The 26,057-nt window shown below is 36.7% G+C and carries 26 protein-coding genes; 6 read left to right on the top strand and 20 right to left on the bottom strand.

Going from position 1 to position 26,057, the window contains the following annotated elements:
* Positions 1-77 precede the first annotated feature (77 nt).
* The 3 genes from ACPF63_RS16760 to ACPF63_RS16750 all read right to left on the bottom strand — a co-directional run bounded on the left by ACPF63_RS16760 (position 78) and on the right by ACPF63_RS16750 (position 2,533).
* On the bottom strand, positions 78-1,022 hold the full coding sequence (locus ACPF63_RS16760; protein WP_034697001.1) for a transketolase family protein: 945 nt from the start codon (positions 1,020-1,022) through the stop codon (positions 78-80).
* Between the two features lie 30 nt (positions 1,023-1,052).
* Positions 1,053-1,904, bottom strand: coding sequence for a transketolase (locus ACPF63_RS16755; protein WP_077414028.1), 852 nt, complete (start codon positions 1,902-1,904; stop codon positions 1,053-1,055).
* Between the two features lie 110 nt (positions 1,905-2,014).
* Complete coding sequence (locus ACPF63_RS16750) at positions 2,015-2,533, bottom strand: hypothetical protein (RefSeq protein ID WP_426480667.1); 519 nt, start codon at positions 2,531-2,533, stop codon at positions 2,015-2,017.
* Between the two features lie 326 nt (positions 2,534-2,859).
* On the opposite strand from ACPF63_RS16750, the gene ACPF63_RS16745 reads away from it, so the two are divergent.
* Entirely contained in the window at positions 2,860-5,097 is a 2,238-nt protein-coding gene (locus tag ACPF63_RS16745) for a reprolysin-like metallopeptidase (RefSeq protein WP_077414032.1), read from the top strand.
* Between the two features lie 70 nt (positions 5,098-5,167).
* On the opposite strand, the gene ACPF63_RS16740 is transcribed toward ACPF63_RS16745, so the two are convergent.
* The 14 genes from ACPF63_RS16740 to ACPF63_RS16675 all read right to left on the bottom strand — a co-directional run bounded on the left by ACPF63_RS16740 (position 5,168) and on the right by ACPF63_RS16675 (position 19,176).
* Complete coding sequence (locus ACPF63_RS16740; RefSeq protein WP_077414033.1) at positions 5,168-6,727, bottom strand: sodium:solute symporter; 1,560 nt, start codon at positions 6,725-6,727, stop codon at positions 5,168-5,170.
* A 185-nt stretch (positions 6,728-6,912) separates the two neighbouring features.
* Positions 6,913-7,200, bottom strand: coding sequence for a GNAT family N-acetyltransferase (locus tag ACPF63_RS16735; RefSeq protein WP_175627200.1), 288 nt, complete (start codon positions 7,198-7,200; stop codon positions 6,913-6,915).
* 1 nt (position 7,201) lies between these two features.
* The gene (locus ACPF63_RS16730; protein WP_077414035.1) at positions 7,202-7,597 is read right to left on the bottom strand and encodes an OsmC family protein; all 396 of its coding nucleotides are present in this window, start codon (positions 7,595-7,597) and stop codon (positions 7,202-7,204) included.
* Positions 7,597-7,815, bottom strand: coding sequence for a (4Fe-4S)-binding protein (locus ACPF63_RS16725; protein WP_047424288.1), 219 nt, complete (start codon positions 7,813-7,815; stop codon positions 7,597-7,599). Before ACPF63_RS16725 ends, ACPF63_RS16730 begins: the two co-directional genes overlap by 1 nt.
* Position 7,816: 1 nt before the next feature.
* Positions 7,817-8,395: a TMEM175 family protein gene (locus ACPF63_RS16720; RefSeq protein ID WP_426480666.1), complete on the bottom strand. Its 579-nt coding sequence runs from the start codon at positions 8,393-8,395 to the stop codon at positions 7,817-7,819.
* Positions 8,388-8,927, bottom strand: coding sequence for an NADPH-dependent FMN reductase (locus ACPF63_RS16715; RefSeq protein WP_426480665.1), 540 nt, complete (start codon positions 8,925-8,927; stop codon positions 8,388-8,390). The genes ACPF63_RS16720 and ACPF63_RS16715 overlap by 8 nt, the downstream gene beginning before the upstream one ends.
* A 14-nt stretch (positions 8,928-8,941) precedes the next feature.
* Positions 8,942-9,841 carry a pirin family protein gene (locus ACPF63_RS16710; protein WP_077414039.1) on the bottom strand — a complete coding sequence of 300 codons (900 nt, stop codon included), beginning with the start codon at positions 9,839-9,841 and terminating at the stop codon, positions 8,942-8,944.
* 59 nt (positions 9,842-9,900) lie between these two features.
* On the bottom strand, positions 9,901-10,212 hold the full coding sequence (locus ACPF63_RS16705) for a GNAT family N-acetyltransferase (RefSeq protein WP_149388378.1): 312 nt from the start codon (positions 10,210-10,212) through the stop codon (positions 9,901-9,903).
* A 154-nt stretch (positions 10,213-10,366) separates the two neighbouring features.
* Entirely contained in the window at positions 10,367-11,242 is an 876-nt protein-coding gene (locus ACPF63_RS16700) for a pirin family protein (protein WP_426480664.1), read from the bottom strand.
* Positions 11,243-11,376: 134 nt separating this feature from the next.
* Positions 11,377-12,780, bottom strand: a complete 1,404-nt coding sequence (locus tag ACPF63_RS16695; RefSeq protein WP_426480663.1) for an MFS transporter — start codon at positions 12,778-12,780, stop codon at positions 11,377-11,379.
* 138 nt (positions 12,781-12,918) lie between these two features.
* Positions 12,919-13,731, bottom strand: coding sequence for a hypothetical protein (locus ACPF63_RS16690; protein WP_142719267.1), 813 nt, complete (start codon positions 13,729-13,731; stop codon positions 12,919-12,921).
* Between the two features lie 395 nt (positions 13,732-14,126).
* Entirely contained in the window at positions 14,127-15,794 is a 1,668-nt protein-coding gene (asnB, locus tag ACPF63_RS16685; protein WP_426480662.1) for an asparagine synthase B, read from the bottom strand.
* 320 nt (positions 15,795-16,114) lie between these two features.
* The gene (locus tag ACPF63_RS16680; RefSeq protein WP_426480661.1) at positions 16,115-17,782 is read right to left on the bottom strand and encodes a GLPGLI family protein; all 1,668 of its coding nucleotides are present in this window, start codon (positions 17,780-17,782) and stop codon (positions 16,115-16,117) included.
* Positions 17,783-17,970: 188 nt separating this feature from the next.
* Positions 17,971-19,176 carry an RsmB/NOP family class I SAM-dependent RNA methyltransferase gene (locus ACPF63_RS16675; protein WP_077414049.1) on the bottom strand — a complete coding sequence of 402 codons (1,206 nt, stop codon included), beginning with the start codon at positions 19,174-19,176 and terminating at the stop codon, positions 17,971-17,973.
* 382 nt (positions 19,177-19,558) lie between these two features.
* On the opposite strand from ACPF63_RS16675, the gene ACPF63_RS16670 reads away from it, so the two are divergent.
* Positions 19,559-19,903, top strand: a complete 345-nt coding sequence (locus tag ACPF63_RS16670; protein WP_077414050.1) for a zinc ribbon domain-containing protein YjdM — start codon at positions 19,559-19,561, stop codon at positions 19,901-19,903.
* A 289-nt stretch (positions 19,904-20,192) separates the two neighbouring features.
* Here ACPF63_RS16670 and ACPF63_RS16665 read toward each other — a convergent pair whose 3' ends face one another.
* Entirely contained in the window at positions 20,193-21,128 is a 936-nt protein-coding gene (locus tag ACPF63_RS16665) for a sulfate/molybdate ABC transporter ATP-binding protein (protein ID WP_426480660.1), read from the bottom strand.
* A gap of 75 nt (positions 21,129-21,203) precedes the next feature.
* Here ACPF63_RS16665 and ACPF63_RS16660 point away from each other — a divergent pair, with 75 nt between their 5' ends.
* Both ACPF63_RS16660 and pheS read left to right on the top strand, forming a co-directional pair.
* Positions 21,204-21,863, top strand: coding sequence for a YceI family protein (locus ACPF63_RS16660; protein ID WP_077414054.1), 660 nt, complete (start codon positions 21,204-21,206; stop codon positions 21,861-21,863).
* A gap of 126 nt (positions 21,864-21,989) precedes the next feature.
* Entirely contained in the window at positions 21,990-23,000 is a 1,011-nt protein-coding gene (gene pheS / locus ACPF63_RS16655; protein WP_077414055.1) for a phenylalanine--tRNA ligase subunit alpha, read from the top strand.
* 281 nt (positions 23,001-23,281) lie between these two features.
* Here pheS and ACPF63_RS16650 read toward each other — a convergent pair whose 3' ends face one another.
* The gene (locus tag ACPF63_RS16650; protein ID WP_077414057.1) at positions 23,282-24,052 is read right to left on the bottom strand and encodes a DUF3108 domain-containing protein; all 771 of its coding nucleotides are present in this window, start codon (positions 24,050-24,052) and stop codon (positions 23,282-23,284) included.
* A gap of 153 nt (positions 24,053-24,205) precedes the next feature.
* Between ACPF63_RS16650 and ACPF63_RS16645 the strand changes: the two genes are divergently transcribed.
* Together ACPF63_RS16645 and ACPF63_RS16640 are read left to right on the top strand one after the other, a co-directional pair.
* Positions 24,206-25,261, top strand: coding sequence for an NAD(P)/FAD-dependent oxidoreductase (locus tag ACPF63_RS16645; protein ID WP_077414059.1), 1,056 nt, complete (start codon positions 24,206-24,208; stop codon positions 25,259-25,261).
* Positions 25,262-25,273: 12 nt separating this feature from the next.
* Positions 25,274-25,603 carry a 2Fe-2S iron-sulfur cluster binding domain-containing protein gene (locus ACPF63_RS16640; protein ID WP_047382628.1) on the top strand — a complete coding sequence of 110 codons (330 nt, stop codon included), beginning with the start codon at positions 25,274-25,276 and terminating at the stop codon, positions 25,601-25,603.
* A 75-nt stretch (positions 25,604-25,678) separates the two neighbouring features.
* On the opposite strand, the gene ACPF63_RS16635 is transcribed toward ACPF63_RS16640, so the two are convergent.
* A complete protein-coding gene (locus tag ACPF63_RS16635) occupies positions 25,679-26,047 on the bottom strand; it encodes a hypothetical protein (RefSeq protein WP_426480659.1) in 369 nt (122 codons plus the stop codon).
* Between the last annotated feature and the right edge of the window lie 10 nt (positions 26,048-26,057).

Below are 26,057 nucleotides of genomic sequence, written 5' to 3'. Positions count from 1 at the left end.
TTTTTACAAATATCTAATAAAAACCCCGGCTGTTTCAAGGAAACAGCCGGGGTTTGTCTATATAAAAATAGCTTATCTTAAGCTAAAATTCTCTTTACAGCTTCTTTCACTGCAGCAGCATCAATTTTGTACTTCTTCATCAATTCTGCAGGTGTTGCAGACTCTCCGAAAGTGTCATTTACCGCTACAAACTCCTGTCTTGTAGGCCTTTTTCTTGCAAGCATACCTGCAACAGATTCTCCTAAACCACCAAGGTAGTTGTGCTCCTCAGCCGTTACAATTTTACCTGTTTTTTCAACAGATTTTAGAATGATCTCTTCATCAAGAGGCTTAATTGTGTGGATGTTGATGACCTCACAAGAAATACCTTCTTTTTCAAGCTCGTCAGCCGCTACAAGAGATTCCCAAACAAGGTGTCCTGTTGCAACAATCGTTACATCAGTACCTTCCTGAAGCATAATTCCTTTTCCAATTTCGAAAGGCATATCTTCCGGAATGAAAACAGGAACTACCGGTCTTCCGAATCTTAAATATACAGGACCTTCAAAATCTGCAATCGCCAGGGTAGCCGCTTTAGTCTGGTTGTAGTCACAAGTATTGATAACCGTCATTCCAGGAAGCATTTTCATCATACCAATATCTTCAAGAACCTGGTGGGTAGCTCCATCTTCTCCTAAAGTAAGACCTGCGTGAGATGCACAGATTTTTACATTTTTGTTAGAATAAGCGATAGACTGACGGATCTGATCATATACTCTTGAAGTAGAGAAGTTAGCAAAAGTTCCTGTAAATGGAATTTTTCCTGTAATGCTAAGACCTGCAGCAATCCCCATCATGTTCGCTTCTGCAATCCCTATCTGGAAGAATCTTTCCGGAGCTTTTTCAATGAATTTCTCCATTTTCAAAGAACCGATAAGGTCTGCACAAAGTGCTACTACATTAGGATTTTTGTCCGCCAGTTCTGCTAATCCTGCTCCGAATCCTGAACGAGTGTCCTTTTTTTCTGTATATGTATATTTCATTTTTATTGTATTAATCGAGATGTTAAGATATTAGTAATCAGCTGGAGCTTCTAGGTACAATTGCTTGAATGCTGTTTCTAGCTGCTCATCATTAGGAGCTTTACCATGCCAAGCATGAGATCCCATCATATAATCAACCCCGTAACCCATTTCTGTATGAAGAAGAATGGCTACCGGCTTGCCTTTTCCGGTTTCTGTTTTTGCTTTCTCAAGGATTGCAATCACAGCTTCAAGATCATTACCGTTCTTTTCTTCCAAAACAATCCATCCGAATGCTTCAAGTTTAGCATGAAGATTTCCTAAGCTTAATACATCATCTGTATCCCCATCAATCTGACGACCATTGTAGTCTATAGTAGAGATGATATTATCTACTTTTTTAGCAGCAGCATACATCAATGCTTCCCAGATTTGACCTTCCTGAAGCTCACCATCTCCGTGAAGAGTGTAAACAAGAGACTGATCACCATCTAACTTTTTACCTTGAGCTACACCAAGAGCTACAGAAAGTCCTTGTCCAAGAGAACCTGAAGCGATTCTGATTCCCGGAAGTCCCTCATGAGTAGTAGGGTGTCCCTGTAATCTTGAATCTAATTTTCTGAAAGTACTCAGTTCTTCAACAGGGAAGAAACCAAATCTTGCTAAAGTAGAGTAGAATACCGGAGAAATATGTCCGTTTGATAGATAAAAATGATCTTCATTTTTGCCTTCCATTGTGAAAGGAAGTTTATAGTTCATTACCTTTCCATAAAGGGCTGTGAAGTATTCTGTACAACCTAAACTTCCGCCCGGGTGTCCTGAATTTACAGCATGAACCATTCTTAAAATGTCTCTTCTGATCTGTGTAGTAAGAGATTTTAGCTCTTCAATACTTTTACTCATTATGTCTGATTTATTTGCACGCGAATTTACAATTTTTTACCGGCTTATGGAAATGCAAAAATCCGGATATGAAAACCCAGATTTTGATTAATTTGAATATTTTCCTGCTTTTAACAGCCTTCATTGAGGTAAACAGAGATTTCGGTTACTATATTATTAATAAATTTAAAGCTTAATAGAGTTCCAGCCTGGCTGTCTTCAATATTAAAATAACCGGAATCTTTAATAGGTTTGCTATTGTCATCCCAATCCGGGCGTACACTGAAGTTGGGATAATTTCTGTAAGCATTGATAAGGTCATCTCTGGTGCTTCCAACCCCAATTCCGCTTTTGGTCTTAAATTTTTTACTCGTTGTTGTCATGTAAGTAATAGAAGGCACACTAGGATTGGCTTCGTTAATATAATTGTCAAAAAGATCAACCTGGATGGCCTCCCCATTATACTTTACTGTATTTTTTTTCTCCCCATTAGAGTTTGTAAGTTTTGTTCCTGCAAGTTTTTCAGCTTCAGCCCTGGGCATGAAGACTTTAAACGGTCCGATTCTTAATGTTGATACTTCAAAATTTTCCTGAGCACTCATACATCCGAATGTGAATGCAAACATTAAAATTGAGATAATTTTTTTCATAGTTTTTTGATTTTTGTTTCTTTTTATTTTGTTGAATTTTTGAATGACTTTATATCATTCGGATCAAAGATAATTAAAATGAAAAAGTCTATAAAATTAGTTATTTAAATAAAGAAAATTTACTTCTTAAGTTGAAGGCTTTGTGGTAGCTAGATTGTTGCTGTTTGTACAAAAAAAACATGCTTTTTTTTAATTTTCATATATGAATTTGGATAAATTTAACTATTTTTATAATTCAATATTATTTGATTTATGAACCTTTGACTGATTATTTCTTAGTTTTTGGTATTATTAGTTGAATTAATAAAAATTACAAACCATTATATATGAAAATTAAACAATTATTTTACCTGGGGATATTTATTATATCTATTTCCTCAGGGAAAGCACAGGACTTTTTTACCGTGATCAGTGAGAGGTCTATCAAAGCAGATCCTAAAAACAGGACTGTACAACCGGAAAAGTCATTAACCTATACATTGGATGTGGCTGGAATGAAAAGTTATTTTAATTCCGTTCCGGAATTGAAAGACAGCGACCGTAAAGATAATGCACCCATTATTGTGTTGCCAATGCCTGACGGTACGAAAGCGAAATTCAAAATCTGGAAATCTTCGGTAATGGCTCCTGGATTAGCCAGCCAGTTTCCACAGATCATTACTTTTACAGGACAGGGAGTTGATGATAAATATGCTACTATAAAGCTTGATTTTACTGAGCTTGGTTTCCATGCGCAGATAAAATCTGTGGTAGCAGGGGATACTTACATTGATCCTTATGCAAAACAGGATATTAACAATTATATTATTTATAAAAAGAGTGACTTAATTGATAAAAATCCAAGATCCTGCGGAGTAAAAGATGAGGACGATTCTCCATTGGGAAAAAAAAACGCTCAAAAAACCGTAAGCCCAAGCGTAGGAACTCAAATTAGAGTTTTTAGATTGGCTGTGGCTTGTACTGGAGAATATGCTGTAGCAGCCACTGGTTCAGCCGCTCCTACTATAGCACAGACACTTTCAGCAATTGTAACATCAGTAAACAGAGTAAATGGAGTCTATGAGCAGGAAGTTGCTTCAAGACTGGTATTGGTGGATAATGAAACAAATGTTGTTTTTACAAATGCTGCTACTGATCCTTTTAACGGGAATAATGCTGCAGGAACATTAATTAATGAAAGCCAGACTCAGATTGATTTACTGATAGGAAATACTAATTATGACATCGGACATACTTTCAGTACAGGTGGTGGTGGATTAGCCGGATTAGGAGTAATCTGCAATGCAACCAATAAAGGAAGAGGAATTACCGGTTCCCCTAACCCTGTTGGTGACCCTTACGATATTGATTATGTAGCACATGAAGTAGGACATCAGTTTGGAGGTCCGCATACTTTTAATGCAACTACAGGAAGCTGCGGAGGAGGAAACCGAAGTGCTGCCAATGCCGTAGAGCCCGGAAGCGGAATTACGATTATGGCATATGCCGGAATTTGCGGAAGTACAAATAACTTGGCTTCTAACAGTATTCCTACTTTCCATACCAAATCATTCCAGTCTATTACAGCGAAAGTTCAGTCAACAACATGCCAGGTGACCATTCCTTCTAACAATTTTCCGCCTTCTGTAAATGCCGGAGGCGATTATACCATCCCTAAGAGTACACCGTTCAGATTAGAGGGATCTGCTACAGATATAGACAATAATCCGCTTACTTACAGCTGGGAACAGAATGATGTAGGACCAGCAAGTGATTGGAATGCCCCAACAGGGAATGCTGCTATATTCAGATCATATGTACCTGTAACCGTTCCTTACAGATATTTCCCGAAACTTACAGACGTGATCAATGGAACGGTATCCAAAGGAGAAGTTAGACCAGCCTATGCCAGAACCATGGAGTTCAGACTGACTGTAAGAGATAATAATGCAGGTTGTGCAGGAGTTACGAATGATGATGCTATTATTACTGTTGATGGAAATTCAGGACCGTTCAATGTAACTGCACCTACTACAGCGGTAAACTGGGCAGGTAATTCTACTCAGACCATAACATGGGATGTAGCGAATACAACTGCTTTCCCTGTAAATTGTGCTACTGTAAATATTTTCCTTTCCACAGACGGAGGTCTTACGTATCCAACACTTATTTTAGGTTCCACTGCAAATGATGGCTCCGAGACCGTTACCATTCCTAATGTAACGACCACGCAGGCCAGAATTATGGTGGCAGCAGAAACGAATGTATTTTATAATATTAACCCTATTAATTTTACCATCACTCAAACACTGGGTGTGAATGAAATTGCTACAAATAAAGATGTATTCGTGGTATATCCTAATCCAAGTAAAGGGCTTCTGAATATTAAATTTACCAATTCAAATGAAGTGTATGATATGACTGTATACGATGTAAGCGGAAAATTAGTATTCACTCAGGCTAATAATAAATTGAACCATGATAAAGTAGGTACTTTTGATTTGTCTCAGTTGGTGAAAGGTGACTATCTGATTAAAGTTAAATCTAAGAATATAGAGAAAACAATCAAGTGGATTAAAGAATAAAGAATCCATTTACTGAAATAAAAAAGGCTGTCTTCAATTAGAGGACAGCCTTTTTAGATTTTTATAAAGATTAAACGACTTTTAAATAGTTTTTGTTTTTTACCAGCCACAGACCGATAAAGGTCAGCAGTCCGTTAAGAACAATCAGTTCCACACCGATTTTGTAATCGGTATAAGTGGTAACAGCAAGATTGATCAAATAAGTAAGTACAGGTGCTAAAATAGTTACTGCAAGGATGGAATATTTTCTGGAGATCTGAAACTTTGTGAAAATTCCAAAAGCAAAAAGGCCTAAAAGCGGTCCGTAGGTATATCCTGCAATTTCCATGATCAGGTAAACAATAGATTTGTCATTCAATGATTTGAAAACCATGATCAGAATAAAGAAAACAACCGTGAAAATCAAATGCACTTTCATACGAAGACGTTTCTTCTCTTTTTCAGTTTTGGTTTTATCTTCATTAAGGTTTAATAAATCTACACAATACGAACTGGTTACAGCCGTTAAAGCACCATCTGCAGAAGGGAACAACGCTGAGATCAATCCGATAATGAAAATAACGGAAATCATCATTGGGAAATGCCCCTGAAGTGATAAAGCCGGGAAAAGGTCATCTCCCATTATATTTTTAATATTTCCGGCACTATCTTTAAATCCGAAAATATTCGTCACTGTTTCAGAGTTCAGAGTTCCATATTCTGCTCCGTGCTGTAATGCAAAAAGATAAAGCAGTCCTCCCAGGAATAAAAATGCAAGGTTCACGATAAGAAGTGTTCCTGCAAAGGTCAGCATGTTTTTCTTTGAATTCTTAAGATTGTCTACAGAGATATTTTTCTGCATCATTTCCTGATCCAGCCCAGTCATTGCAATCGTAATAAAAATTCCGCCTAAAATTGTTTTCAGGAAAAAGGTTTTGGAATTAGGATCAAAATTGATGAAATGGGTGTAGTTTTTCTGTTCCAGAATAGTATATGCTTCCCCAAATGATAAATTCAGATTTGATAAAATATAAACGATACATGCTACAAGGCTGATAATCATAAAAGAAGTCTGCAGGGTATCCGTAATGACAATTGTCTTTACCCCCCCTTCAAAAGTGTACAGAAGGACCATCAGCAAAAGAATAAGAGAAGTTACCCAAAATGGAACTCCCAGTCCTTCCAGTAAGAATATCTGTAAAACATTGACAACCAGATATAATCTTGCCGTAGCACCAATTGCTCTTGAAATAATAAAGAAGATAGAACCTATTTTATGAGCTTCTACATTGAATCTTTTCCCCAGATAGGTATAAATAGAGGTGAGGTTCATCTTATAATAAAGCGGAAGCAATATGGCTGCAACGATAAAATATCCGATGAAAAATCCGATGACCATCATATAGTACTCAAAACCTCCGTAAATATATTCGGAGCCGGTCATTTTTCCTACAGTTCCCGGAACGGAAATAAAAGTAACTCCGCTTAAGCTGGTTCCTATCATTCCGAATGCAACGAGCCACCATTTACTCTTTTTATTACCGATAAAAAATGACTGGTTATCAGAATTCCGGCTGGTGAAATAAGAAATCACCAAAAGGCCGATAAAATAGATGAAAACAAATAGCAAAAGGATAGTTCCTGAATTCATGCTTGATTTTTAAATTTTAGCAAATATATAAAAAAGATCAGTCGTGAATCATGAATTTAAAATACTGTTAGTTTTAGAACAAATTGTGATTATTAATTTGCTTTACAGTCTGTAATTTGCATAAAAATAAAAAACCTTCCAGAAATACTCTGAAAGGTTTGTATTGTAAGGGTGGAAAACAGTGGCTAATTCACTAAAACATCCTGAAGTTCCTCACTTTTCTGGAAACTTGCCTTAGCAAAAGGGCAGAGGGGAATAATCTTTTTCCCATTTTTTCTGGCAAAATCCACTGCAGCCAGTAGCATTTCCTTACCTACACCTTTTCCGTTGTAGGCTTCTTCCACCTCGGTGTGGTCTATAATAAATCTTTCTTCTCCCGCCCAGGTATATGTCATCACTCCTGCGCTACTTCCATCTATGAAAGCTTCAAAACTTCCGTGTTTCTCGTCGTTGTTTTGTTTTACTTCGATCATGTTATGAGAATTTAGTTAGTATTTCTATGTCGTTGGTTAATATTTTATGAACTGGGCATGCATCAGCAATGGTGTGCAGTCTTTTCAGTTGCTCATCATCCAGAATACCTTCAAAGCTGATATCTCTTTTGAAAACCGCTCTTTTTGTTAATGGGAAATTTTCAAGCTCTACTTCTACATTGATGTTTTCTACGTCCCATTCCTTTCTTTCAATATACATTCTCAAGGTAGCTGCTGTACAGCTTGCCAGTGACGTAGCCAGAATTTCCATTGGGTTAAAACCTTTGTTCTGTCCGCCTTTATCAATCGGTTCATCCGTAATGATCTTATTTTCGCCGGCTGTTACTTCTGTATAATATTTTGTTTTTCCTAAACTTGCTTTTACCGTTACCGCCATTATTTTTCTGTATTGAATTTATAACTTAATGCGCCTGAAGGGCATTGGTCTATCTGTGTTTTAAGTTCTTCCGGGCTTGCATTCTCTGCTTTTATCCAGGGTCTTTCTTTAGGATTGTAGACTTTGGGAAGCAATTTTACGCATACAGCCGAGTGGATACACTTTTGAGGCTGCCAGATGACGGTGATGTTACCGTTGGGATATTCGTGTGTTTCCATATCAATTTTCTTTTAATGATTTTTCGATTCTTCTGTCCGGAATCAGCCATATAAGAGCCACTAGATAATAAAAACCTATGGCAATATAGGGATAAAAAAACGAAGTAGCGATGCCAAGAACATAAAAAATAATAGAGATATATTCTTTATATTTCGAATGGATGGCCTCTTTCAGCTTTGAATCTTCCCCTTCGCACCGGATAATGACATGCTCCATAATGGTATAGGCAATTGCCGCCATAATAAGTCCGATCCCATATACTGCAACAGGATTTTTAGCAAAATCGGTGGTTCCGATCCATTCTGTAGCAACAGGCATCAGAGAAAGCCAGAACAAAAGGTGGAGATTGGCCCAAAGAATGCTGCCATTTACTTTTTTTACCGTCTGAAACAAATGATGATGATTGTTCCAGTAGATTCCTACATAAATAAAACTGAAAATATAAGCCAGGAACTTAGGAAGGAGAGGTTTGAGACTGGTCCAGCTATTTCCTTCCGGTACTTTCAGCTCAAGTACCATAATGGTGATAATAATAGCAAGGACACCGTCACTGAAGGCCTCTAATCTTCCTTTAGTCATTTACTTTAACCTGATTTTTAAAGTTTTGTATTTTACCTTTCAGATCATTCAGCATATCCGGATTGATGACTCCGCTTTCCATATCAAAATTTTCATAAAACTTAGGCAATGAAAAAGTTTCCTTGATATCAGCTGCAAACTGTGGGAAAAATGTTTTTGCCGTATTCATTACATTTCCTCCGCCATAGCCCCCCGGAGAAGTGCTCATCAAAAACATTGGTTTATTCTGAAATACTTTTACATTAATTCTGGAAGACCAGTCAAAAACATTTTTAAAAGCTGAGCTGTAAGAACGGTTGTGTTCCGCAAGAGAGCAGATGATCACATCACATTCATCAATAACTTTTAAAAAATGATGGGCTTCATCCGGAAAACCTTTCTTTTCAAGGTCTACAGAGAATACAGGCATATTGAAATCGTTGAGGTCTATCAAATCGATTTCCTCGTCCTGAAAATCTTTCAGAACAAACTTTACCAGTTCCCTGTTGATAGAAGTGGAAGACGTACTTCCGGCAAATGCTAATATTTTCATGGTTTGAACTGAAATTATTTTCTGTTTAAAATAGCCTTTGGAAGCGGAACGTATTCATTTTCATCTCCCGGAACCAAAGGAAAAGCTTCGTGATTCTGGTCATTCCAGTTTACTTTTGCCTGATCAAGTAATTCCTTATCAGAGTTAACAAAATTCCAGAATATAAAACGTTCTTCATCGAATGGCTCACCTCCGAAAAGATAAACTGTTCCGTTTTCGCTCATATCAAACTCGCAAAGCTTGGTGTCTTTAGCGATCATCAGCTGTTTTGAACCATAAGAATTTCCTTCTGTGGTAACCGTTCCATCCAGAACATACATTGCAGCTTCTCCGTAAAGATCTTTTCCGATGCTTATTTTTTTAGCCTCTTTTGTTTTTATTTCGATGAAAAATAACTTGCTGTGTACAGGAACCGGAGATGTTCTGCCAAATGCTTCACCAGCAATTAGTTTATACTGAATACCATCTTCTTCCCACACCGGAATCTCATCAGCTTCAATATGATGAAATGTAGGCTCAGACTGTTCAAGATGTTTTGGAAGTCCCACCCAGATCTGGAATCCATGAAGTCTTTTGTCGGTGTGTCTTAAATATTCAGGGGTTCTTTCCGAATGTACAACTCCTTTTCCGGCAGTCATCCAGTTGACAGCACCCGGTTTTATTTCAAGAGCACTTCCGATACTGTCTCTATGGAAAATAGAACCTTCCAGCAGATACGTTAATGTGGATAATCCGATATGGGGATGAGGGGGAACATCAAGGTTCTGATAATCCTTCAATTCTGAAGGTCCCATGTGATCGATAAAAACAAAAGGGCCAACCGCTCTTTTCTCACGGAAAGGCAGAAGCCTTCCTACCAGAAAATTTCCGATATCTGCTGCTTTTTCTTCAATGATAAGTCCAATATTTGACATGATGATGTGATACTTTTTTTAATGTTAAATAAATAGATTGAGGGGGTTTTACAGGAAATTTAAAGTTTGTCATATCCTTCAAATTTCTCATCCACGATACGTTTCCATTCAGGATGTTTCTTGATAAAAGCGAAAACGTAAGGACAGAAGGGAAGAAGCTTTTTCCCGCTTTCTTCGATATAATTGAGCGTTTTCTCTACCACAGCTGCTGCTGCACCTGTTCCTGCCAGTTCAGGATCTGCTTCAGTATGTACCAAAGCAATCTGGTGTGTTGTCTCACGGTAATCTATAAATGCATAATGCCCGTTGAATTCTATTTCAAATCTTTTTTCCGCTTTTACAAGAGGTATATTTTCAAATTCTGGTTTCATAATTTTTGAATTAAGGATTGCCTGCTTCTGTAATAGAGCAAAGCTTATTTGTTATCATAGCTAAACCTTACAGGTTTTCAAAACCCATAAGGTTTGCAATTATATAAAGTTAATAAAAAAGGAATTACCTAAGATTAAGATAAATTTAATTCTTTTAATCTTCAAGATATCCGAATTTCCCGGTGTTGAAATCCTCAAAAGCCTGCATGATTTCCTCTCTGGAATTCATTACAAAAGGGCCATGAGGGTAGATAGGTTCATTGATAGGCTCACCACTGATAATTAAAACAACAGCATCTTCTTTTGCTTCAATAGTGAAAGTTTCACCTTCATTTTTAAATAATGCAAAATGATCAGCCTTCACCGTTTCTTCACCGTTGACGGTAATACTTCCTTCAATAACCAAAGCTGCAGTATTGAAATGAGCCGGAAAATTAAAATCAGCTTTTCCACCTGCTTTAAGTTTGGCATTCATCATATGAACCGGTGTGAAAGTACTTGCAGGACCTTTATGACCGTCATATTCGCCGGCAATTATTTCTACAAAACCATTTTCACCTAAATCTACTCTTTCCATTTTAGAATTTTCGATAGCCTGATATTTCGGGCAGCTCATTTTATTTTTTGCCGGAAGATTTACCCAAAGCTGAACCATCTGAAAAATTCCTCCTTCTTTTGCCCATGCTGTTTCATGGTACTCTTTATGAAGAACTCCTTTTGCTGCGGTCATCCACTGAACGTCACCTTCTCCTATAACACCGCCGCCGCCAGCACTGTCATGGTGTTCTACTTTTCCGCTATACGCTATTGTTACTGTTTCAAAACCTCTGTGCGGATGAACTCCCACTCCTCTTGGTTTTTCGGAACCATTGAAATGAAATTTTGAATTGTAATCAAGCATAATAAACGGGTCCATTCTTTTCATATCTAATCCGGATACTCCCGGAATAAAATTATGAACCCTGAATCCATCGCCTACAAAGTGTGCAGGTCTCGGAGATACTACGATTTCTATTTTTTTAGTTGCCATCACATTGTTGATTATGTTAACAAAATTACCATAGTTATATGCGAAAAGCATTGATCTGTGTTAAGTTCGTAGGAAGCGTAGAAAGGCAAAATGTACAGCGTGAAGTTTCAAATTTACCATTTAAGTTTCATACTTTAATCTTCCTTCGACTTCATATTCTTTCCATCTGAAATGTGTAGCCTTCTGAAAACAAATCCTGATAAAATTGTCAATATTCCTACCGTGAGAAATGTGAGTCGAAAGGCATTGTGAATTTCACCATTAATAAGATCTGTATTTTCAAACAGCTTTAAAACAATCAGTCCGAATGCAATTCCGAAACCGATAGCTAGCTGTTGATTCACTGAAATTAAAGAGTTTCCGCTGCTGGTCTGAAAATTCCGAAGGTCAGCAATAGAAATGGTATTCATAGAGGTGAACTGTATAGAGTTGAAAAAACCTAATACTGCGATAATGGGAATAAACCAATATAAGGAAGTATGTATATCAGGTATAGCGAGCAGGCAGATCAGCGTTCCGATGATGAATGTATTGATCATTAAAGTCTGACGATAGCCATATTTATCAAGAATTTTAATTACTGAGGATTTCCCGAAGATTGCCGTTAAAGCCATGGGAGCAATAATCCAGCCTGAAGTTACTGCTGATTGTTTATACGCAATCTGAATCATCAGGGGAAGCAATAACGGAACAGAACTGATTCCTAATCTGGTGGCCAGGTTTCCCACGATACCTACCCGAAAAGTTCTCACCTGAAAAAGGTTTAACGGGAAGATAGGATTTCCTCCTCTTTTAGCATGTTTGTAATAATAATACAGAAACAGGAAGCCCATAATGAATACAAGTAAAACAGGAGTGATATTCTGCATGTCCCCAAAAAGTTCCAGTGAAACGGAAAGCAGGAGGGAGGCCGCTGCAAAAATTAAAAAGCCTTTTAAATCAAAATCAACATCATCCGACTTGTAATTGGGCATGAATTTTAATCCTAAAAGAATTCCTAAAACACCAATCGGGATATTGATCAGAAATATCCAGTGCCATGAAAGGTAATCTACCATATAACCTCCGACTAACGGACCAAGTACAGGACCAATAAGAGCCGGAATAATGGCAAAGTTCATTGCTTTAAGGAGCTCACTTTTATCAAATGTTTTGATTAATGCCAGCTTTCCGACAGGAGTCATTAAACTTCCTCCGACTCCCTGGATGACCCTTGAAATTACCAAATGGGTAAGATTCTGAGACAAGGAACAAAACAAGGAACCTAAGCTGAACAGTACCAACGAGAAAATAAATACTTTTTTGGTCCCGAACCGGTCTGCCAGAAATCCGCTGGCAGGCATGAAAACAGCTAACGTCAGAACATAGCTGATAATGGCGTTCTGCATATTAAGTGGAGACTCGTGCAGATCTTTTGCAATAGCGGGCAGAGAAGTGTTCAGGATCGTGGAATCCAGCATCTGCATAAAAATAGCAGTGGCCAGAATTAAGGGAAGTATTTTCTTTATGGATGTCTGTTGTGTGTTTGCTTCTGTCATTTTGTATAGGCTGGAACGTGAAAAATGTCCAGACTTGTTTTATGTGATGAACCGCCTTCTTTAAGCGGTTTGATCTTTAGATAAAGAAATCCATATAAAATTAAAAAAGTCCTGTGAAATTTCACAGGACTTTTTGATTTATTTTCTAGGTTTTTCTACTCCTTTCCATTCATCACCGGCTTTTCTGTACTGGCTTAAAGTGAAAGTTTTGAAATCCTTTGTTTTGTATTCGATGTTATCGGTATTCTGCTCAAACGGCATGATGTAATAATATTCAATGTCTGTTTTATCAGATTTGTTTCCTTTTTTTACAGTAGGAACATATTTCGAAAACTTATAGCTTGGAAGATATTGTTTCAGTCTTGCGTAGAAAGCTTTGTCTTCTTTTTCGCTAGGAATGATATCTACAATATTCAAATCGTCTTTTTTCTTATCAATCCAAAGATAATACGTCTTTTCTTCTCCTATATTTCTGTTGAATGAGTTGAAAGCAAATAATTCTTTCGGTACAAGTTCCTTGATTTTTTCAGGATCAACCTTTGTGTAGTATTGCCCTTTTGAAGGATCTACATAGGTTTCAAGGTTATACATTAAAACAGAATTGTTTTCAAATTTTTTATTTTTAAAATATTGATTTAAAGATAATTCTGCAGTTGCTCTGAGTTCTTTACCTCTGGCATCCAGTTTTTTTGTTGGATTCTGAGGATTTACATATTTTACAAATTCATATAAAACAACAGGTTTTATATCTTTAAGGTGAGGATACGTTTTTAGCTGCTCTGCTTTTACAAGCCAGTAGAATTGTTGGTAATAATCATCTTTATCCTGATCTTTTACACTCTTATAAGCCAAAGCAAGCTTCTTTGAATTCAGATATTTGCCATATTTTCCTTGTCCAAAAGCAAAACTTATGGCTAATAAGGCAAATAAAACAGTTAGGTTTCTTCTCATTTTTTTATAATTGATATTTTCGTTTTCCAAATATAATTATTTATTAGATATTATTTTGGATTGTCAGTTAAATTATGCCATATTGTTATTGTTAATTCAAAAGAAAATCCTGTATTGCTACAGGATTGATAAATTATAACTGAGGGAGTTATATGTTTGAATGAAAAAAATATATATTTTAATTAGTGAATTAATATTATTGGCAAGGTTAAATAAACGCTATGGTCGCAAGGTTTATATTTTAATCCCATATATTTCGTTCACAAGGGCACTTCGTTCAGCGAGGATATCAGTTTGTCTGTTGCTAAGTGAAACGCCTTTGCGATCGTTCTTAAACACTAATGGAAATATCTTAGCGTACTCTGCGTTAAAATATCCCGAAACAATAACATAATCTAATACGACGTTTCATGTACTTTCACAGCTCTTCCGCTCGGATCATTCATTTTTTTGAAGGCTTCATCCCATTCTAAGGCGATAGGAGTGGAGCATGCGACAGATGGAACAGAAGGGACAGTAGCTGCTGCCGTTTCACTTGGGAAATGTTCTTCAAAAATAGTTCTGTATCTGTATTCTTCTTTGTTCTGAGGAGTATTTAGCGGAAATCTGAATCTCGCGTTAGCCATCATTTCATCCGTCACTTCTTTTTCTGCAACTTCTTTTAAGGTATCGATCCATGAGTAGCCTACACCATCTGAGAACTGTTCTTTCTGTCTCCAGACAATAGAATCAGGAAGCATATCTTCAAAGGCTTTTCTCAAAACCCATTTTTCGATTTTTCCTTCAGCCGTATTGATCATTTTATCTTTTGGGTTAAGAGTCATGGCAATATCCATAAATTCTTTGTCAAGGAAGGGAACTCTGCCTTCAATTCCCCAGCTCATTAATGCCTTGTTAGCTCTTAAGCAGTCATACAGGTGAAGTTTGCCTAATTTTCTTACCGTTTCATCGTGGAATTCTTTTGCGTTTGGAGCTTTATGGAAATATAAATAACCACCGAATAATTCATCAGAACCTTCTCCTGAAAGCACCATTTTTATCCCCATAGACTTAATTACTCTTGCCAGAAGATACATCGGGGTGGATGCCCTGATTGTTGTTACGTCATACGTTTCCAGATGGTAAATTACATCGCGTACAGCATCCAGCCCTTCCTGTACGGTAAAGTTAACTTCATGGTGAACAGATCCGATGTGTTTTGCAGCTGTTTGTGCAGCAGCCAGATCGGGAGAACCTACAAGCCCTACAGCAAAACTGTGAAGTCTTGGATACCAGGCTTCCTGTGTGTCTCCACTTTCAACTCTCTGGCGGGCAAATTTTGCGGTAATCGCTGAAATTACTGAGGAATCTAAACCTCCGGAAAGAAGTACACCATAAGGAACATCACTCATCAGTTGTCTGTGAACAGCATCCTCAAGGCCTTTTCTCAATTTTGCGATATCTGTTTCGTTTTCTTTCACATGATCGAAGCTGTCCCAGTCTCTTGTATACCATTGCTGAAGCTCTGTGCCGTCCGGACTGTAAACGAAATGACCCGGTAAGAAAGTTTCGATTTTCTTGCATACTCCTTCAAGGGCTTTTAATTCAGAAGCTACATAATAGTTTCCGTTTTTGTCCCAGCCTTGATAAAGAGGGCATATTCCCATGTGGTCACGGGCGATAAGATAGACGTCATTTTCAGTATCATATAATGCGAAGGCGAAAATCCCGTTCAGTTTTTCAACGAAATCTTTTCCGTACTTTCTGTAAAGAGCAAGGATTACCTCGCAGTCAGACTGAGTTTGGAACTCATAATCAGGAAATTCTTCTTTGAGTTCTCTATGGTTGTAGATTTCGCCGTTCACAGCTAATACTACTTTTCCGTCTTTTGTAAATAAAGGTTGTTTTCCAGAGGTAGGATCTACAATAGCAAGTCTTTCGTGAGAGAAAATTACTTTTTCATCCTGAAAAACTCCACTCCAATCCGGTCCTCTGTGACGGATTTTTTTTGACATTTCCAACACCTGAGGTCTTAATACTTCAGTTTTCTGCTTGGCGTCAAATAAACATACAATTCCACACATAATTTCTATTATTTATGAGACAAAAGTAAAGTTGATGTTTATAAATAACAATTAAAAATGTTTGAAACGGAATATTTTTAATCAATTAATATTTTAAAGTTAAAAATATTAACTATTTGTTCGGTTTGGCGTGTTTTTGATTGATTTTTTTCGTCAGGCTAAAATTTGTGATATTTCCATACAAAATAAAAATGACATATTTATTAATCTATGGTAATTAATTATATGAATTTTAACCCTTACTTTGTGGCTCGAAATAATTTTTTTTCATCATTTGTGTTTTTACCTTCTTGCAATTCTCATGCAAGAAGGTTTTGTTTTTATTGTACCCCAAGTAACGTTCCCGAAACATTCCATGAACTGAAACTTGTGCCTTCGGAAGCTCCTTGAGGAATTTTCACCTGAATCGTATGTTTTCCGGCTTTCAAATCTCCAAGAGGAATGAAGTTAGGATTGGTAACCGTTCCCGGACACCAGTTTGATCTGCTGAGGTCTGATGAAGAAAGACCGTCCTGAAAATTTCCTGATGCCGGATTGTACAAACGGTACGAACCACAGTCTGTTCTCCATGGGACGAATGAAAATATTTGATTTCCATCAACGAAAATAGAATTGGCTTTAGGAACAAACTCATCGCCGTTTTCCCAGCCTCCATGTCCGGTTGTAGTATATCTTAACTGAGCATTTTTCAAATCTTTATTTAAAGTGAAATTAACAAGGAGTCCTTTATCCTGATTGAACATCGTAGAGTAGTCCTGCCCGGCCATTTCCATAATATTTAAAGTATTGAATAATGGTATCGCTGTATTGTTTTTATTAACTGTCTGATCGCTTTTGTGAATGGTAATATCAAGACTCACCTGATGTCCTCCTTTGTCATAGTTGCCAATAAATGTACCTACCCAAATTTCTTTTCCTGATAATGCAGGCTTAAGCTCTGTAATATCCTGCCGGTAAGGGCTGATGGTCTGCCAGTTTTTTCCTTTAAGCTGAATATGATTGAACTTCTGGATTCCAAAAGCGGTAAAAAATCTCATCATTTCCGTAGCAGGGCTATAGTTGTCTGTAGATGTTATCCCGTAATATTGCTTTCCGTTTCCATTTTCATAGACAGGAAGTGTTTTTGCTCCTTTTTCCAATCCATCAAAAAAAGATTTTTCCTTATCCTGAGGGATGAAAAATATTGTTCCGGTTCTGTCATAGGCATCCCCGTTCGACTGTTGTTTCAGTTCTACAAAAATATTTTCTCCTTCTGTAATCGCAGGGAATTTTACTTTTTTAAGAATGATGGTTCCGTTGGCATATCTTTTTATCTGGTCATCAGATTTTGAGGAATCAGAGAAATTGATGGTTTCATTTTCAAAAACATTCAGCGTAGTAAATCTGCTTTTCCAAAGCAAATCTTTATACCCCAACTGATCCGTTGTCTGTATATTTCCCTTTACTATATTTTCAATTCCTGTATCCTTGATTTTTTTGATCGAACTGGCTGTAATTAAAGAGTTTTTATTTCTTTCGACTTCCAGAACCAGTCCTAAATTCTGTCCTAAAACAGAAGGCCCGCCTTTTAGCTTCAAATCATTCGTGTACCAGATCTCAATGGTGTTTGAGTTGACCTTTGTGACTGCTTTTTTACAAGTGTACCCTAGAATCTTTTTAGTTTCATTGGTGAGTTCAAAATCCTGCTTTCCCACAGACTCAGTATCTGATGTTGAAATAGTAGATCCCGGTTTTAAAAAAGCATACGAAACAATAGTATTTGATGGCTTTTCTACCTTAGTAATTTCATAAGGGAAGCTGCTTTTTTGTTCTTTGATTGTACTGTTGAGAATGAAATTTTCTTTCTCATTAACCCAAACGATAGTAGAGGGCTGGTCTGTATTTGTTTTTCCGTTATATGAATTGGTATACTGAATTTCATAGGTCTGTGCAGAAAACAGACAGTATAAGAAGATGGCTAGAAAATTGAAAACAATTCTTGTATGCATAAATAAAATGAGTTTGCTGCAAAGTTATTCTAAAGTTTCCACAGCATCAAACCGGTTTAATCTATACAGTTAGTAGACAATGTGCTTTAAATGTTACAAAAAATGTTACATTTTTTTAGAAAGATTTTTAAATAAAAAAAACTACTCCAAAAAATAGAGTAGTTTTATATATTGTTATTGGGTTTGGATTAAGAAATTCTCTCAATCAAAGCCATATAGAATCCGTCATAACCCTCGCTAGGCATTACTTTTTCATCCTTAATCATTTTGAATCCGGGGTTGTTTTTGATGAATTCGTCTACCTGCAGATTGTTTTCAGATGGAAGGATAGAACATGTTGCATATACCATTTTTCCTCCTTTTTTAAGCATTTTAGAATAGTCCTGAAGGATTTGCTGCTGTTCTTTTTTAATTCTGTCAATAAAGTCCTGATCAATTTTCCACTTACTGTCCGGATTTCTTTTTAAAACTCCAAGACCAGAACATGGGGCATCAATCAGAAGTCTGTCAGCTTTTTCATGAAGACGTTTGATTACTTTATTATCGGCAATCATACGGGTTTCAATATTGTGGGCGCCAGCTCTTTTAGCACGACGCTTCAATTCGGCAAGTTTCCACTCGAAAATATCCAGGGCAATAATCTGGCCTTTGTTTTTCATTAATGCTGCTAAGTGAAGTGTTTTTCCTCCCGCACCTGCACATGCATCTACCACTCTTTGTCCTTCCTGCACATCAAGGAAATAACCGATCTTTTGAGAAGAAGCATCCTGAACTTCAAATAATCCTTCTTTAAACGCTGTGGTAAGAAAAACATTCTTCTTCTCTTCTAACTGAACAGCATCAGGATAATTTTTAATAGGAAAAGAAACAACACCTTCATCAGTAAGGTCAGAAATAAGTTCTTTTGTTGTTGTTCTTAAAGAATTTGCTCTTAGAACAGTGGGTGCCTGCTCATTCAAAGCAATCATTTCTCTTTCCCATTTAGCTCCAAGTTCTTTTTCAAGAGTTTCAGCAAGCCATTCAGGAATAGAATGCTCTATTGCTTTTGTAGGAACTGTATTCTTTTTAAGTTTGGTAAGAATGTCGGCAATTTTGATTCCGTCAAATTCTTCAAACTTTTTATAATTGGTTTTACTCCAAAGTAAATAGGCGATGATAAGCTTGTAAATGTTGTTGGGCTTTACACCTTCCCCCATATAATATTCAAGACGTTTTTTCCAACGGATAATATTGTAAAAAATTTCAGAAACAACAGCTCTGTCCTGGCTTCCCCATTTTCTGTTTGCTTTCAAAAGCCTTTCAATAACTTTATCTGCATATTTGTTTTTCTCAAAAAATGTCTCCTGTAAGGCATCGTGAATTCCGATTGCCAAGTTTCTGTGAATAAGTTCCATAAGTTTGCTTCGCTGTTTGAATCTGCAAAAATACGACTTTTAATTGAGAGTTTGGAATTTGGGATGTGAGAGTTTAAGAATGGCAGGCTGATGGTGATAGTGAATGGTCAATCCGCTTCGATTGTAGATTTTTATAAGTATAAATAAATTTTAACGCAAAGACCGCTAAGAAATCGTATAGTTTTTTAAGAAGGATCGCAAAGGCGTTTTACTCAGCAATGATTCTCTCTTTGCTAAATGAAATGCCTTTGCGAAAAAAATCTACATTATGAGCAAATTTAGCGAACCTTAGCGTTTAATCTTAATTACTCTTCCGTTATCCAAATTATTCCCTCTTGACTTCAACCTCTAAAAAGCTCTACCTTTGCAAAAAATAAAAAATATGAGTGATACAGTACTTTGTCCGAAATGCAGCTCTGAGTTTACCTATCCGAGCGATAATATGATGGTCTGTTCCCAGTGTTTCCACGAATGGGATCCTGCAGAAGCGGCTACTGAAGCAGCTAACGAAGGAAAAATATTAGATTCAAATGGAAACGAACTTCAGGATGGAGATTCTGTAGTCGTAGTAAAAGATCTTCCTGTAAAAGGAGCTCCAAAACCGGTAAAAGCAGGAACCAAAGTGAAAAATATCCGTTTAAGACCAGGAAGTGATCATAATATTGACTGCAAAATTGATGGTTTCGGGGCAATGGCTCTTAAATCAGAGTTTGTAAAGAAAGCATAAGAAATTACTGTTTTCTTATGTCTTAAAAATAAGAAAAGGAAAAAATTGGACAGTGTAATCTTTCTAAGACTTAATTGCAAGATTGCTAATGTCCGTCTGGAAGGCAGAAAGAGAAATAACCAAAAATTTCCTTAAGCTTTGGAAGTACAAATGTAAGAAAAAGTTTGAATAACCAATTCTTATGTTTGTATTTTTTTTATAGATAAGTGTAAGTAAATGTATAAGTTATGTAAAACACAGAGAAAAGGGAAAATGTCCCGTATATAATAATAGCCCTGCCTTTTTGTCTTTAAATAAATGAAATATTTATAGATCCTGATATGCTCTCATCTGTATAAACTACAAGTTCTTTTTCCTTTGTTCTTAGCTTATTCCAATAATAGTTTCCTGCAAATCTGCTTTCCAGAACTTCGGCTTCGAGGCCGGATTCTGTAATTTTGATTTCTTTGGGATAATAAGAGAATTTGGGAAGCTGGAAGTCTTCAGCCTCGTTTTCACTGAAAATATTCACTTCTCCGAATAATTTTGCAACATAAGAGTTGTAAGGGTGTCTGTAGGTCTCTTCCGGACTGTCATTCTGAATCAGTCTTCCGTCCTGAAGAATAACAATCTGATCCAGCCACGGCATAATCTCCTGAAGTTCGTGAGTAGAGATGATTAAAGAAACTCCATGCTGCTTTACATATCTGAAAAGTCTTTCTCGAAGCTCAATTTTTCTCGGAAAATCCAGATTACTGAATGGTTCGTCTAAAATCAGGAGCTTTGGAAGCACAGACAATGCTCTGGCAATGGCCACTCTCTGCTGTTGTCCGCCACTTAAATATTTGGGAAGTACGTTCGCAAATTCCTGAAGACCCACTACTTCCAGAAGTTCCGTTACGGTTTCTTTTTTTTGTCTTAAATTGATATTAGAAATAAACTTTCCTACATTTTCGGCAACTGTAGCATAAGGCATAAGATCAAAATTCTGTGCTACGAATTTCATTTCCGGTTCTCCGGGAACAAGATTCCCTTTCGGTCCCAAAAGCTTTGTTCCGTTAAAAATAATTTCTCCACTTTCCCAATCAAGAAGACCATAAATAAGATTGAGAAGAGTGGATTTTCCGCATCCGCTTTCTCCCGCAAGAGCTATAATTCTGTTTTCTTCAAACCTTATATTAAGGTTCTGAAACAGGGGATTTTCTTTGTTATGAGAGAAAAATAAATTGTTTATTTCTAATAGCATATTACAAATGTAAGGTTTTTATGAAAACATAATTTTTTTTATTATATTAGCGGAACTAATAAAAATAAATCAAAAATGAGAAAAAAACTGTTTTCGATAGCGATTCCTGCTTTATTCGTTGCTGCTGTAATGGTTTCTTGTAAAAAAGATAAACCGCTTACCAGTGAGAGTAATGAGGTGACGACTACCAAAGAAGGTAGCCAGTTCACTTTGGATACGCTAAACAGTAAAGTTGAATGGAAGGGATATAAAGTTTTTAAATCTGAGAATACAAGTCATTTTGGAACAATCAGGTTTGAAAGCGGAGATGTGACAGTGAAAGACGGAAAACTGGAAAGCGGAAAATTCGTTGCTGATATGAACTCATTAACTTCTGTGGATTTGAAAGACAGCCCGGAAGATATGGGAAAATTAAACGGCCACCTGAAGAGCGGTGATTTCTTTGAAGTTGAAAAATTTCCAACGGCTTCTTATGAAATTACAAAAGTTACTCCGGCTACAGAAGGTGATTACAATACTCTTTTGGATGGTAATTTAACAATTAAAGGAATTACAAAATCCGTTCAGTTTAAGGCTAATGTTTCTGTAAAAGACGGAGTGGTAAGTGTAGCTACTGAACCAAAGGATATCAAAAGAGAAGAGTTTGGGGTGAAGTTCCAGGCTCCTGCTGAAAACGGTGTGATTAAAGACGAGGTGACTCTTCAGATCAACGTTAAAGCTTTAGAAAAGAAATAATTTTTTTATTTAAGTGAAATAAGTGATTGAAGTCTGCCTCCCGAAAAAGAGGCAGATTTTTTTTTGACGGACTTATTATTCAACTTAAAATCGTATTTTTGCAAAACATTTTGAAAGGGTAAAATAATGATAGAAAAGATAGAAGAACTACTGATCGAAGTAAACGGCTTCAATGCTACCTCTAGGGAAGATATCGAAAACTTCCGAATCAAGTACAACGGTAAAAAAGGGGTTCTTAATGATTTTTACGAAACATTAAAAGAAGTTCCTAACGACCAGAAGAAAGATTTCGGACAGAAGATCAATACTTTGAAACAGGCAGTTGCTGTAAAATTGGAAGATTTGAAAAATTCTTCTGAATCTTCTGTTGTCGTAGAAAAAGAAGATCTTACAAGACCTGAATTTCCATTGGAATTGGGTTCAAGACACCCAATTAATCTGGTAAAAAACAGAATTATTGAAATCTTTAAATCTATTGGTTTTGCAGTAGCAGACGGACCAGAGATTGAAGATGACTGGCATAACTTTACGGCACTTAATCTTCCGGAATATCACCCGGCAAGAGATATGCAGGATACATTCTTTATTGAGCAGAATCCTGATATTCTTTTGAGAACACATACATCTTCTGTACAAACTCGTTTTATGGAAGAAAATCAGCCTCCAATCAGGATTTTATCTCCGGGAAGAGTTTTCAGAAATGAAGCCATCTCTTCACGTTCTCACTGTATCTTCCACCAGATTGAGGGATTATATATTGATGAAAATGTAAGTTTTGCAGATTTAAAGCAAACAATCCAGTTCTTTACTACTGAACTTTTCGGAAAATCTAAGATCAGAATGAGACCTTCTTTCTTCCCGTTCACTGAGCCGAGTGCTGAAATTGATGTGTATTGGGGATTAAACTCTGAAACAGATTACAGAATTACAAAAGGAACAGGATGGCTGGAGATCATGGGATGCGGAATGGTAGACCCTGCCGTACTGAAAAATGTGAATATCGATTCTGAGAAATATTCAGGATATGCATTCGGAATGGGAATTGAAAGAATTACAATGCTTCTTTACCAGATGAGTGACATCAGAATGTTCTTTGAAAATGATATCAGAACACTCGAACAGTTCAAAACACTATAAAAAATCAAACCTCCGGAGCTCCGGAGGTTTTTTGTTTTTAATTACTGACCTAAGAAACAAAACGTAATTAAAAACTGATCTTATTGAAAAATTTACACGTGTCTGTCTCTTATATCTATACTTCGGTTCGGATCCGCTTGGTACCTCAATGGAAGTATTGACATGCTGCAACTCTTTTATCTGCCTCTATTATTAAGACAATCCGTGTTAAGGATATATTACATTAGCAATAAAAAAAGCCTGTAAAATTTACAGGCTGTATCTTTAAAAACTTACAATTGTTATTTGCTGAACTTTAAAGGATATTTTACGTTTTTGTAATCATCAATACTGGCTTTCAGTGAACCTACTGCCAGTTCAGCTTTCAACAGCATCGGAATATGATTGGCATCATTGGAAACCCACATAGTTACGCCTTCTTTTTCTTTAAATACTCGTCCGCTTTTTACAGATGGAATAATCTTTAAACAATTGATGGTACCGAATTTTGTCTTTAAATTTTCTGTTCCTGTTACTTTTAACTGAAATGGAAACATCTCGTCATCAATCCATACATTCATATTGATGATGGTTCCCACCTTCAATTCATCCGGGCTTTTACTCCTTAAATAGTAAAAACATGAAAGCATATCCTGAACCCCTTTTACTGATTTTAGAACCTTAGAGCCATTGGCAGGAGTTTTTTTATCTGTTAAAATTAATGTATTATTATCGTGATTAAAAACCGTTTCAAAATGCTGGCGATAGCTTCCTTCACGTACATTTCTGACGTAGAAACTTGGTAATCCTGTTTGGGTATTGATGAAACTTTCATATAAATCTTCCACCTTGAAGAATGCTTTTACGGCGCCGGTAGTTTGTCCTGTTCCTTTTACATACAGATGGGGAATCCCTTTGTAATTGGTCTGTTTTGTAGTAAGGTTCGCTGTTCCTGCGTTAAGGAAGCCGTAATGTATTCTGAGAGTGATAGATTCTCCGTCCGCGATATTATCAATCTGGGCTGAGCCTAAAAAGAATATAAATACTGCAAAAAGGTTTAAAATTTTCTTCATAACAAGACATTTACAAAAACATTGCCAAATTTAAAATCTTAAATGATAGATATTTGACAAATCTCAGGTTTTTATTTAGAATCAATTAAATATGCTTCGCATTAAAATTAGTAAATTTGCAGTTACATGTATAATTAAATTATCTTAAATATTATGATAACCACTGATATATTGATCATAGGTGCGGGACCTACAGGACTTTTTGCAGTTTTTGAAGCTGGTTTATTAAAAATGAAGTGCCATATTATTGATGCGCTTCCACAGCCGGGAGGGCAGTTGGCAGAACTGTATCCTAAAAAACCTATCTTTGATATTCCAGGTTATCCTTCAGTAAATGCTGGGGAATTGGTGGATAATTTGATGGAACAGATCAAGCAGTTTCAGCCTGGATTCACTTTGGGAGAAACCGCTGTTTCTTATACTAAAGTAGATGATGAATGGTTTGAAGTAATTACCAACAAAGGAACTGTTCACAGATGTAAAGCTATTGCCATTGCCGGTGGTTTGGGTACTTTTGAACCTAGAAAACCTACGATGGATAATATTGCAGATTACGAAGAAAAAGGCCTTGAATACTTTGTGAAAGAGCCTGAGCATTTCAGAAATAAAAAAGTAGTTATTGCCGGAGGTGGTGATTCTGCTCTTGACTGGAGTGTTTTCTTGTCAAATGTTGCCAGCGAAGTTACATTGATTCACAGAAGAAATGAATTCAGAGGCGCTTTGGATTCTGTAGAAAAAGTTCAGGACCTGAAGAATCAGGGGAAGATTAAATTAATCACTCCAGCAGAAGTTACAGCTATTAAAGGTGACGGAAAAGTAGAAGCGATCACGGTACAGGTTGACGGTCAAGAAGCTTATGATATTGAAACAGATTATTTTATTCCATTATTCGGATTGACTCCAAAACTTGGAGAGATCGGGAACTGGGGATTAAATATCGAGAAGAATGCAATCGTTGTAAATAACGCTTTAGATTACCAGACGAACATTGACGGAATCTATGCCATCGGAGATATCAACACCTATCCTGGAAAACTGAAATTAATTCTTTGTGGTTTCCACGAAGCTACTTTGATGTGTCAGAGTGTATATAACAGACTTAATCCAGGGAAAAAATTCGTTTTAAAATATACAACGGTAAGTGGTGTTGACGGATTTGACGGAAGCCGTAAAGAAGCAGAGAAGGCAGTTGTGAAAAAAATTGACTAATTTTGCAGAATTATGTCAGATGTTAATATTAAAATTACCGACAGAGAAGGGGTAACCCACGATGTCGTAGCTCCTACGGATATGTCCATGAACCTAATGGAAATTATCCGTTCCTATGAATTGGCAGAAGAAGGTACTATTGGTGTATGTGGAGGAATGGCGATGTGTGCTTCATGCCAGGTATATGTAATCAATGATCCTGGTCTGGAACCAATGGGAGATGAAGAAGATGCTATGTTGGGTGAAGCTTTCCATGTGAAAGAAAACAGCAGATTGGGATGCCAGCTGCATATTGCCGATGCCATGGAAGGGCTCGAAGTGGAAATTGCTCCTTATCCTTAGAAAATATTTTTTAATCTTAATAAGAAACCCGTCCGGATTTTCCGGACGGGTTTTGCTTTTATTAGGTTTACTGTTTTATTCCGGTGAACATGTAAATTCATGTCTGATGAGAGTGTCTTCTTTGATAATTTCGAAATGACTTTCCCCTTCATTCTTTATAAAGTAATCTCCAGGGTTTATTTCATTTTTATAGGAAACCCACCATTGGCCATCTTCAGAACATTCACAAGGTTGAATGCTTTCAGGAATAGTTCCCTTTAATTTAAGAGATTTTATACCTTCAATACTTTCGACTCTAATTTTACATTTTTGCTTCTTGACTCTTTCCATTGCAGTCTTACAATCTTCCATAAAATAAGAAGAAAGAGCAGGAACAATAACGAGTATAGTTACAAATACTGTGGCAACTCCAAACATCTCTTTATTAACGTTATAGTTATTCATATAAATGACT

This window comes from Chryseobacterium sp. R2ACT005 (assembly GCF_049949215.1).
Lineage (GTDB): Bacteria > Bacteroidota > Bacteroidia > Flavobacteriales > Weeksellaceae > Chryseobacterium.
The sequence above is the reverse complement of the archived record's forward strand: the minus strand, read 5'-3'. Positions and strand labels throughout refer to the sequence as shown.

Excerpts from the sequence above, each read along its gene's own strand:
- ACPF63_RS16760 (WP_034697001.1), bottom strand. The coding sequence starts at position 1,022 with ATGAAATATACATATACAGAAAAAAAGGACACTCGTTCAGGATTCGGA.
- ACPF63_RS16675 (WP_077414049.1), bottom strand. The coding sequence starts at position 19,176 with ATGGAACTTATTCACAGAAACTTGGCAATCGGAATTCACGATGCCTTA.
- ACPF63_RS16690 (WP_142719267.1), bottom strand. The coding sequence starts at position 13,731 with ATGAGAAGAAACCTAACTGTTTTATTTGCCTTATTAGCCATAAGTTTT.
- ACPF63_RS16715 (WP_426480665.1), bottom strand. The coding sequence starts at position 8,927 with ATGAAAATATTAGCATTTGCCGGAAGTACGTCTTCCACTTCTATCAAC.
- ACPF63_RS16720 (WP_426480666.1), bottom strand. The coding sequence starts at position 8,395 with ATGACTAAAGGAAGATTAGAGGCCTTCAGTGACGGTGTCCTTGCTATT.
- ACPF63_RS16680 (WP_426480661.1), bottom strand. The coding sequence starts at position 17,782 with ATGCATACAAGAATTGTTTTCAATTTTCTAGCCATCTTCTTATACTGT.
- ACPF63_RS16750 (WP_426480667.1), bottom strand. The coding sequence starts at position 2,533 with ATGAAAAAAATTATCTCAATTTTAATGTTTGCATTCACATTCGGATGT.
- ACPF63_RS16710 (WP_077414039.1), bottom strand. The coding sequence starts at position 9,841 with ATGTCAAATATTGGACTTATCATTGAAGAAAAAGCAGCAGATATCGGA.
- ACPF63_RS16645 (WP_077414059.1), top strand. The coding sequence starts at position 24,206 with ATGATAACCACTGATATATTGATCATAGGTGCGGGACCTACAGGACTT.
- ACPF63_RS16735 (WP_175627200.1), bottom strand. The coding sequence starts at position 7,200 with ATGATCGAAGTAAAACAAAACAACGACGAGAAACACGGAAGTTTTGAA.
- ACPF63_RS16705 (WP_149388378.1), bottom strand. The coding sequence starts at position 10,212 with ATGAAACCAGAATTTGAAAATATACCTCTTGTAAAAGCGGAAAAAAGA.
- asnB (WP_426480662.1), bottom strand. The coding sequence starts at position 15,794 with ATGTGTGGAATTGTATGTTTATTTGACGCCAAGCAGAAAACTGAAGTA.
- ACPF63_RS16660 (WP_077414054.1), top strand. The coding sequence starts at position 21,204 with ATGAGAAAAAAACTGTTTTCGATAGCGATTCCTGCTTTATTCGTTGCT.
- ACPF63_RS16745 (WP_077414032.1), top strand. The coding sequence starts at position 2,860 with ATGAAAATTAAACAATTATTTTACCTGGGGATATTTATTATATCTATT.
- ACPF63_RS16665 (WP_426480660.1), bottom strand. The coding sequence starts at position 21,128 with ATGCTATTAGAAATAAACAATTTATTTTTCTCTCATAACAAAGAAAAT.
- ACPF63_RS16695 (WP_426480663.1), bottom strand. The coding sequence starts at position 12,780 with ATGACAGAAGCAAACACACAACAGACATCCATAAAGAAAATACTTCCC.
- ACPF63_RS16650 (WP_077414057.1), bottom strand. The coding sequence starts at position 24,052 with ATGAAGAAAATTTTAAACCTTTTTGCAGTATTTATATTCTTTTTAGGC.
- ACPF63_RS16670 (WP_077414050.1), top strand. The coding sequence starts at position 19,559 with ATGAGTGATACAGTACTTTGTCCGAAATGCAGCTCTGAGTTTACCTAT.
- ACPF63_RS16635 (WP_426480659.1), bottom strand. The coding sequence starts at position 26,047 with ATGAATAACTATAACGTTAATAAAGAGATGTTTGGAGTTGCCACAGTA.
- ACPF63_RS16755 (WP_077414028.1), bottom strand. The coding sequence starts at position 1,904 with ATGAGTAAAAGTATTGAAGAGCTAAAATCTCTTACTACACAGATCAGA.
- ACPF63_RS16725 (WP_047424288.1), bottom strand. The coding sequence starts at position 7,815 with ATGGAAACACACGAATATCCCAACGGTAACATCACCGTCATCTGGCAG.
- pheS (WP_077414055.1), top strand. The coding sequence starts at position 21,990 with ATGATAGAAAAGATAGAAGAACTACTGATCGAAGTAAACGGCTTCAAT.
- ACPF63_RS16700 (WP_426480664.1), bottom strand. The coding sequence starts at position 11,242 with ATGGCAACTAAAAAAATAGAAATCGTAGTATCTCCGAGACCTGCACAC.
- ACPF63_RS16640 (WP_047382628.1), top strand. The coding sequence starts at position 25,274 with ATGTCAGATGTTAATATTAAAATTACCGACAGAGAAGGGGTAACCCAC.
- ACPF63_RS16730 (WP_077414035.1), bottom strand. The coding sequence starts at position 7,597 with ATGGCGGTAACGGTAAAAGCAAGTTTAGGAAAAACAAAATATTATACA.
- ACPF63_RS16740 (WP_077414033.1), bottom strand. The coding sequence starts at position 6,727 with ATGAATTCAGGAACTATCCTTTTGCTATTTGTTTTCATCTATTTTATC.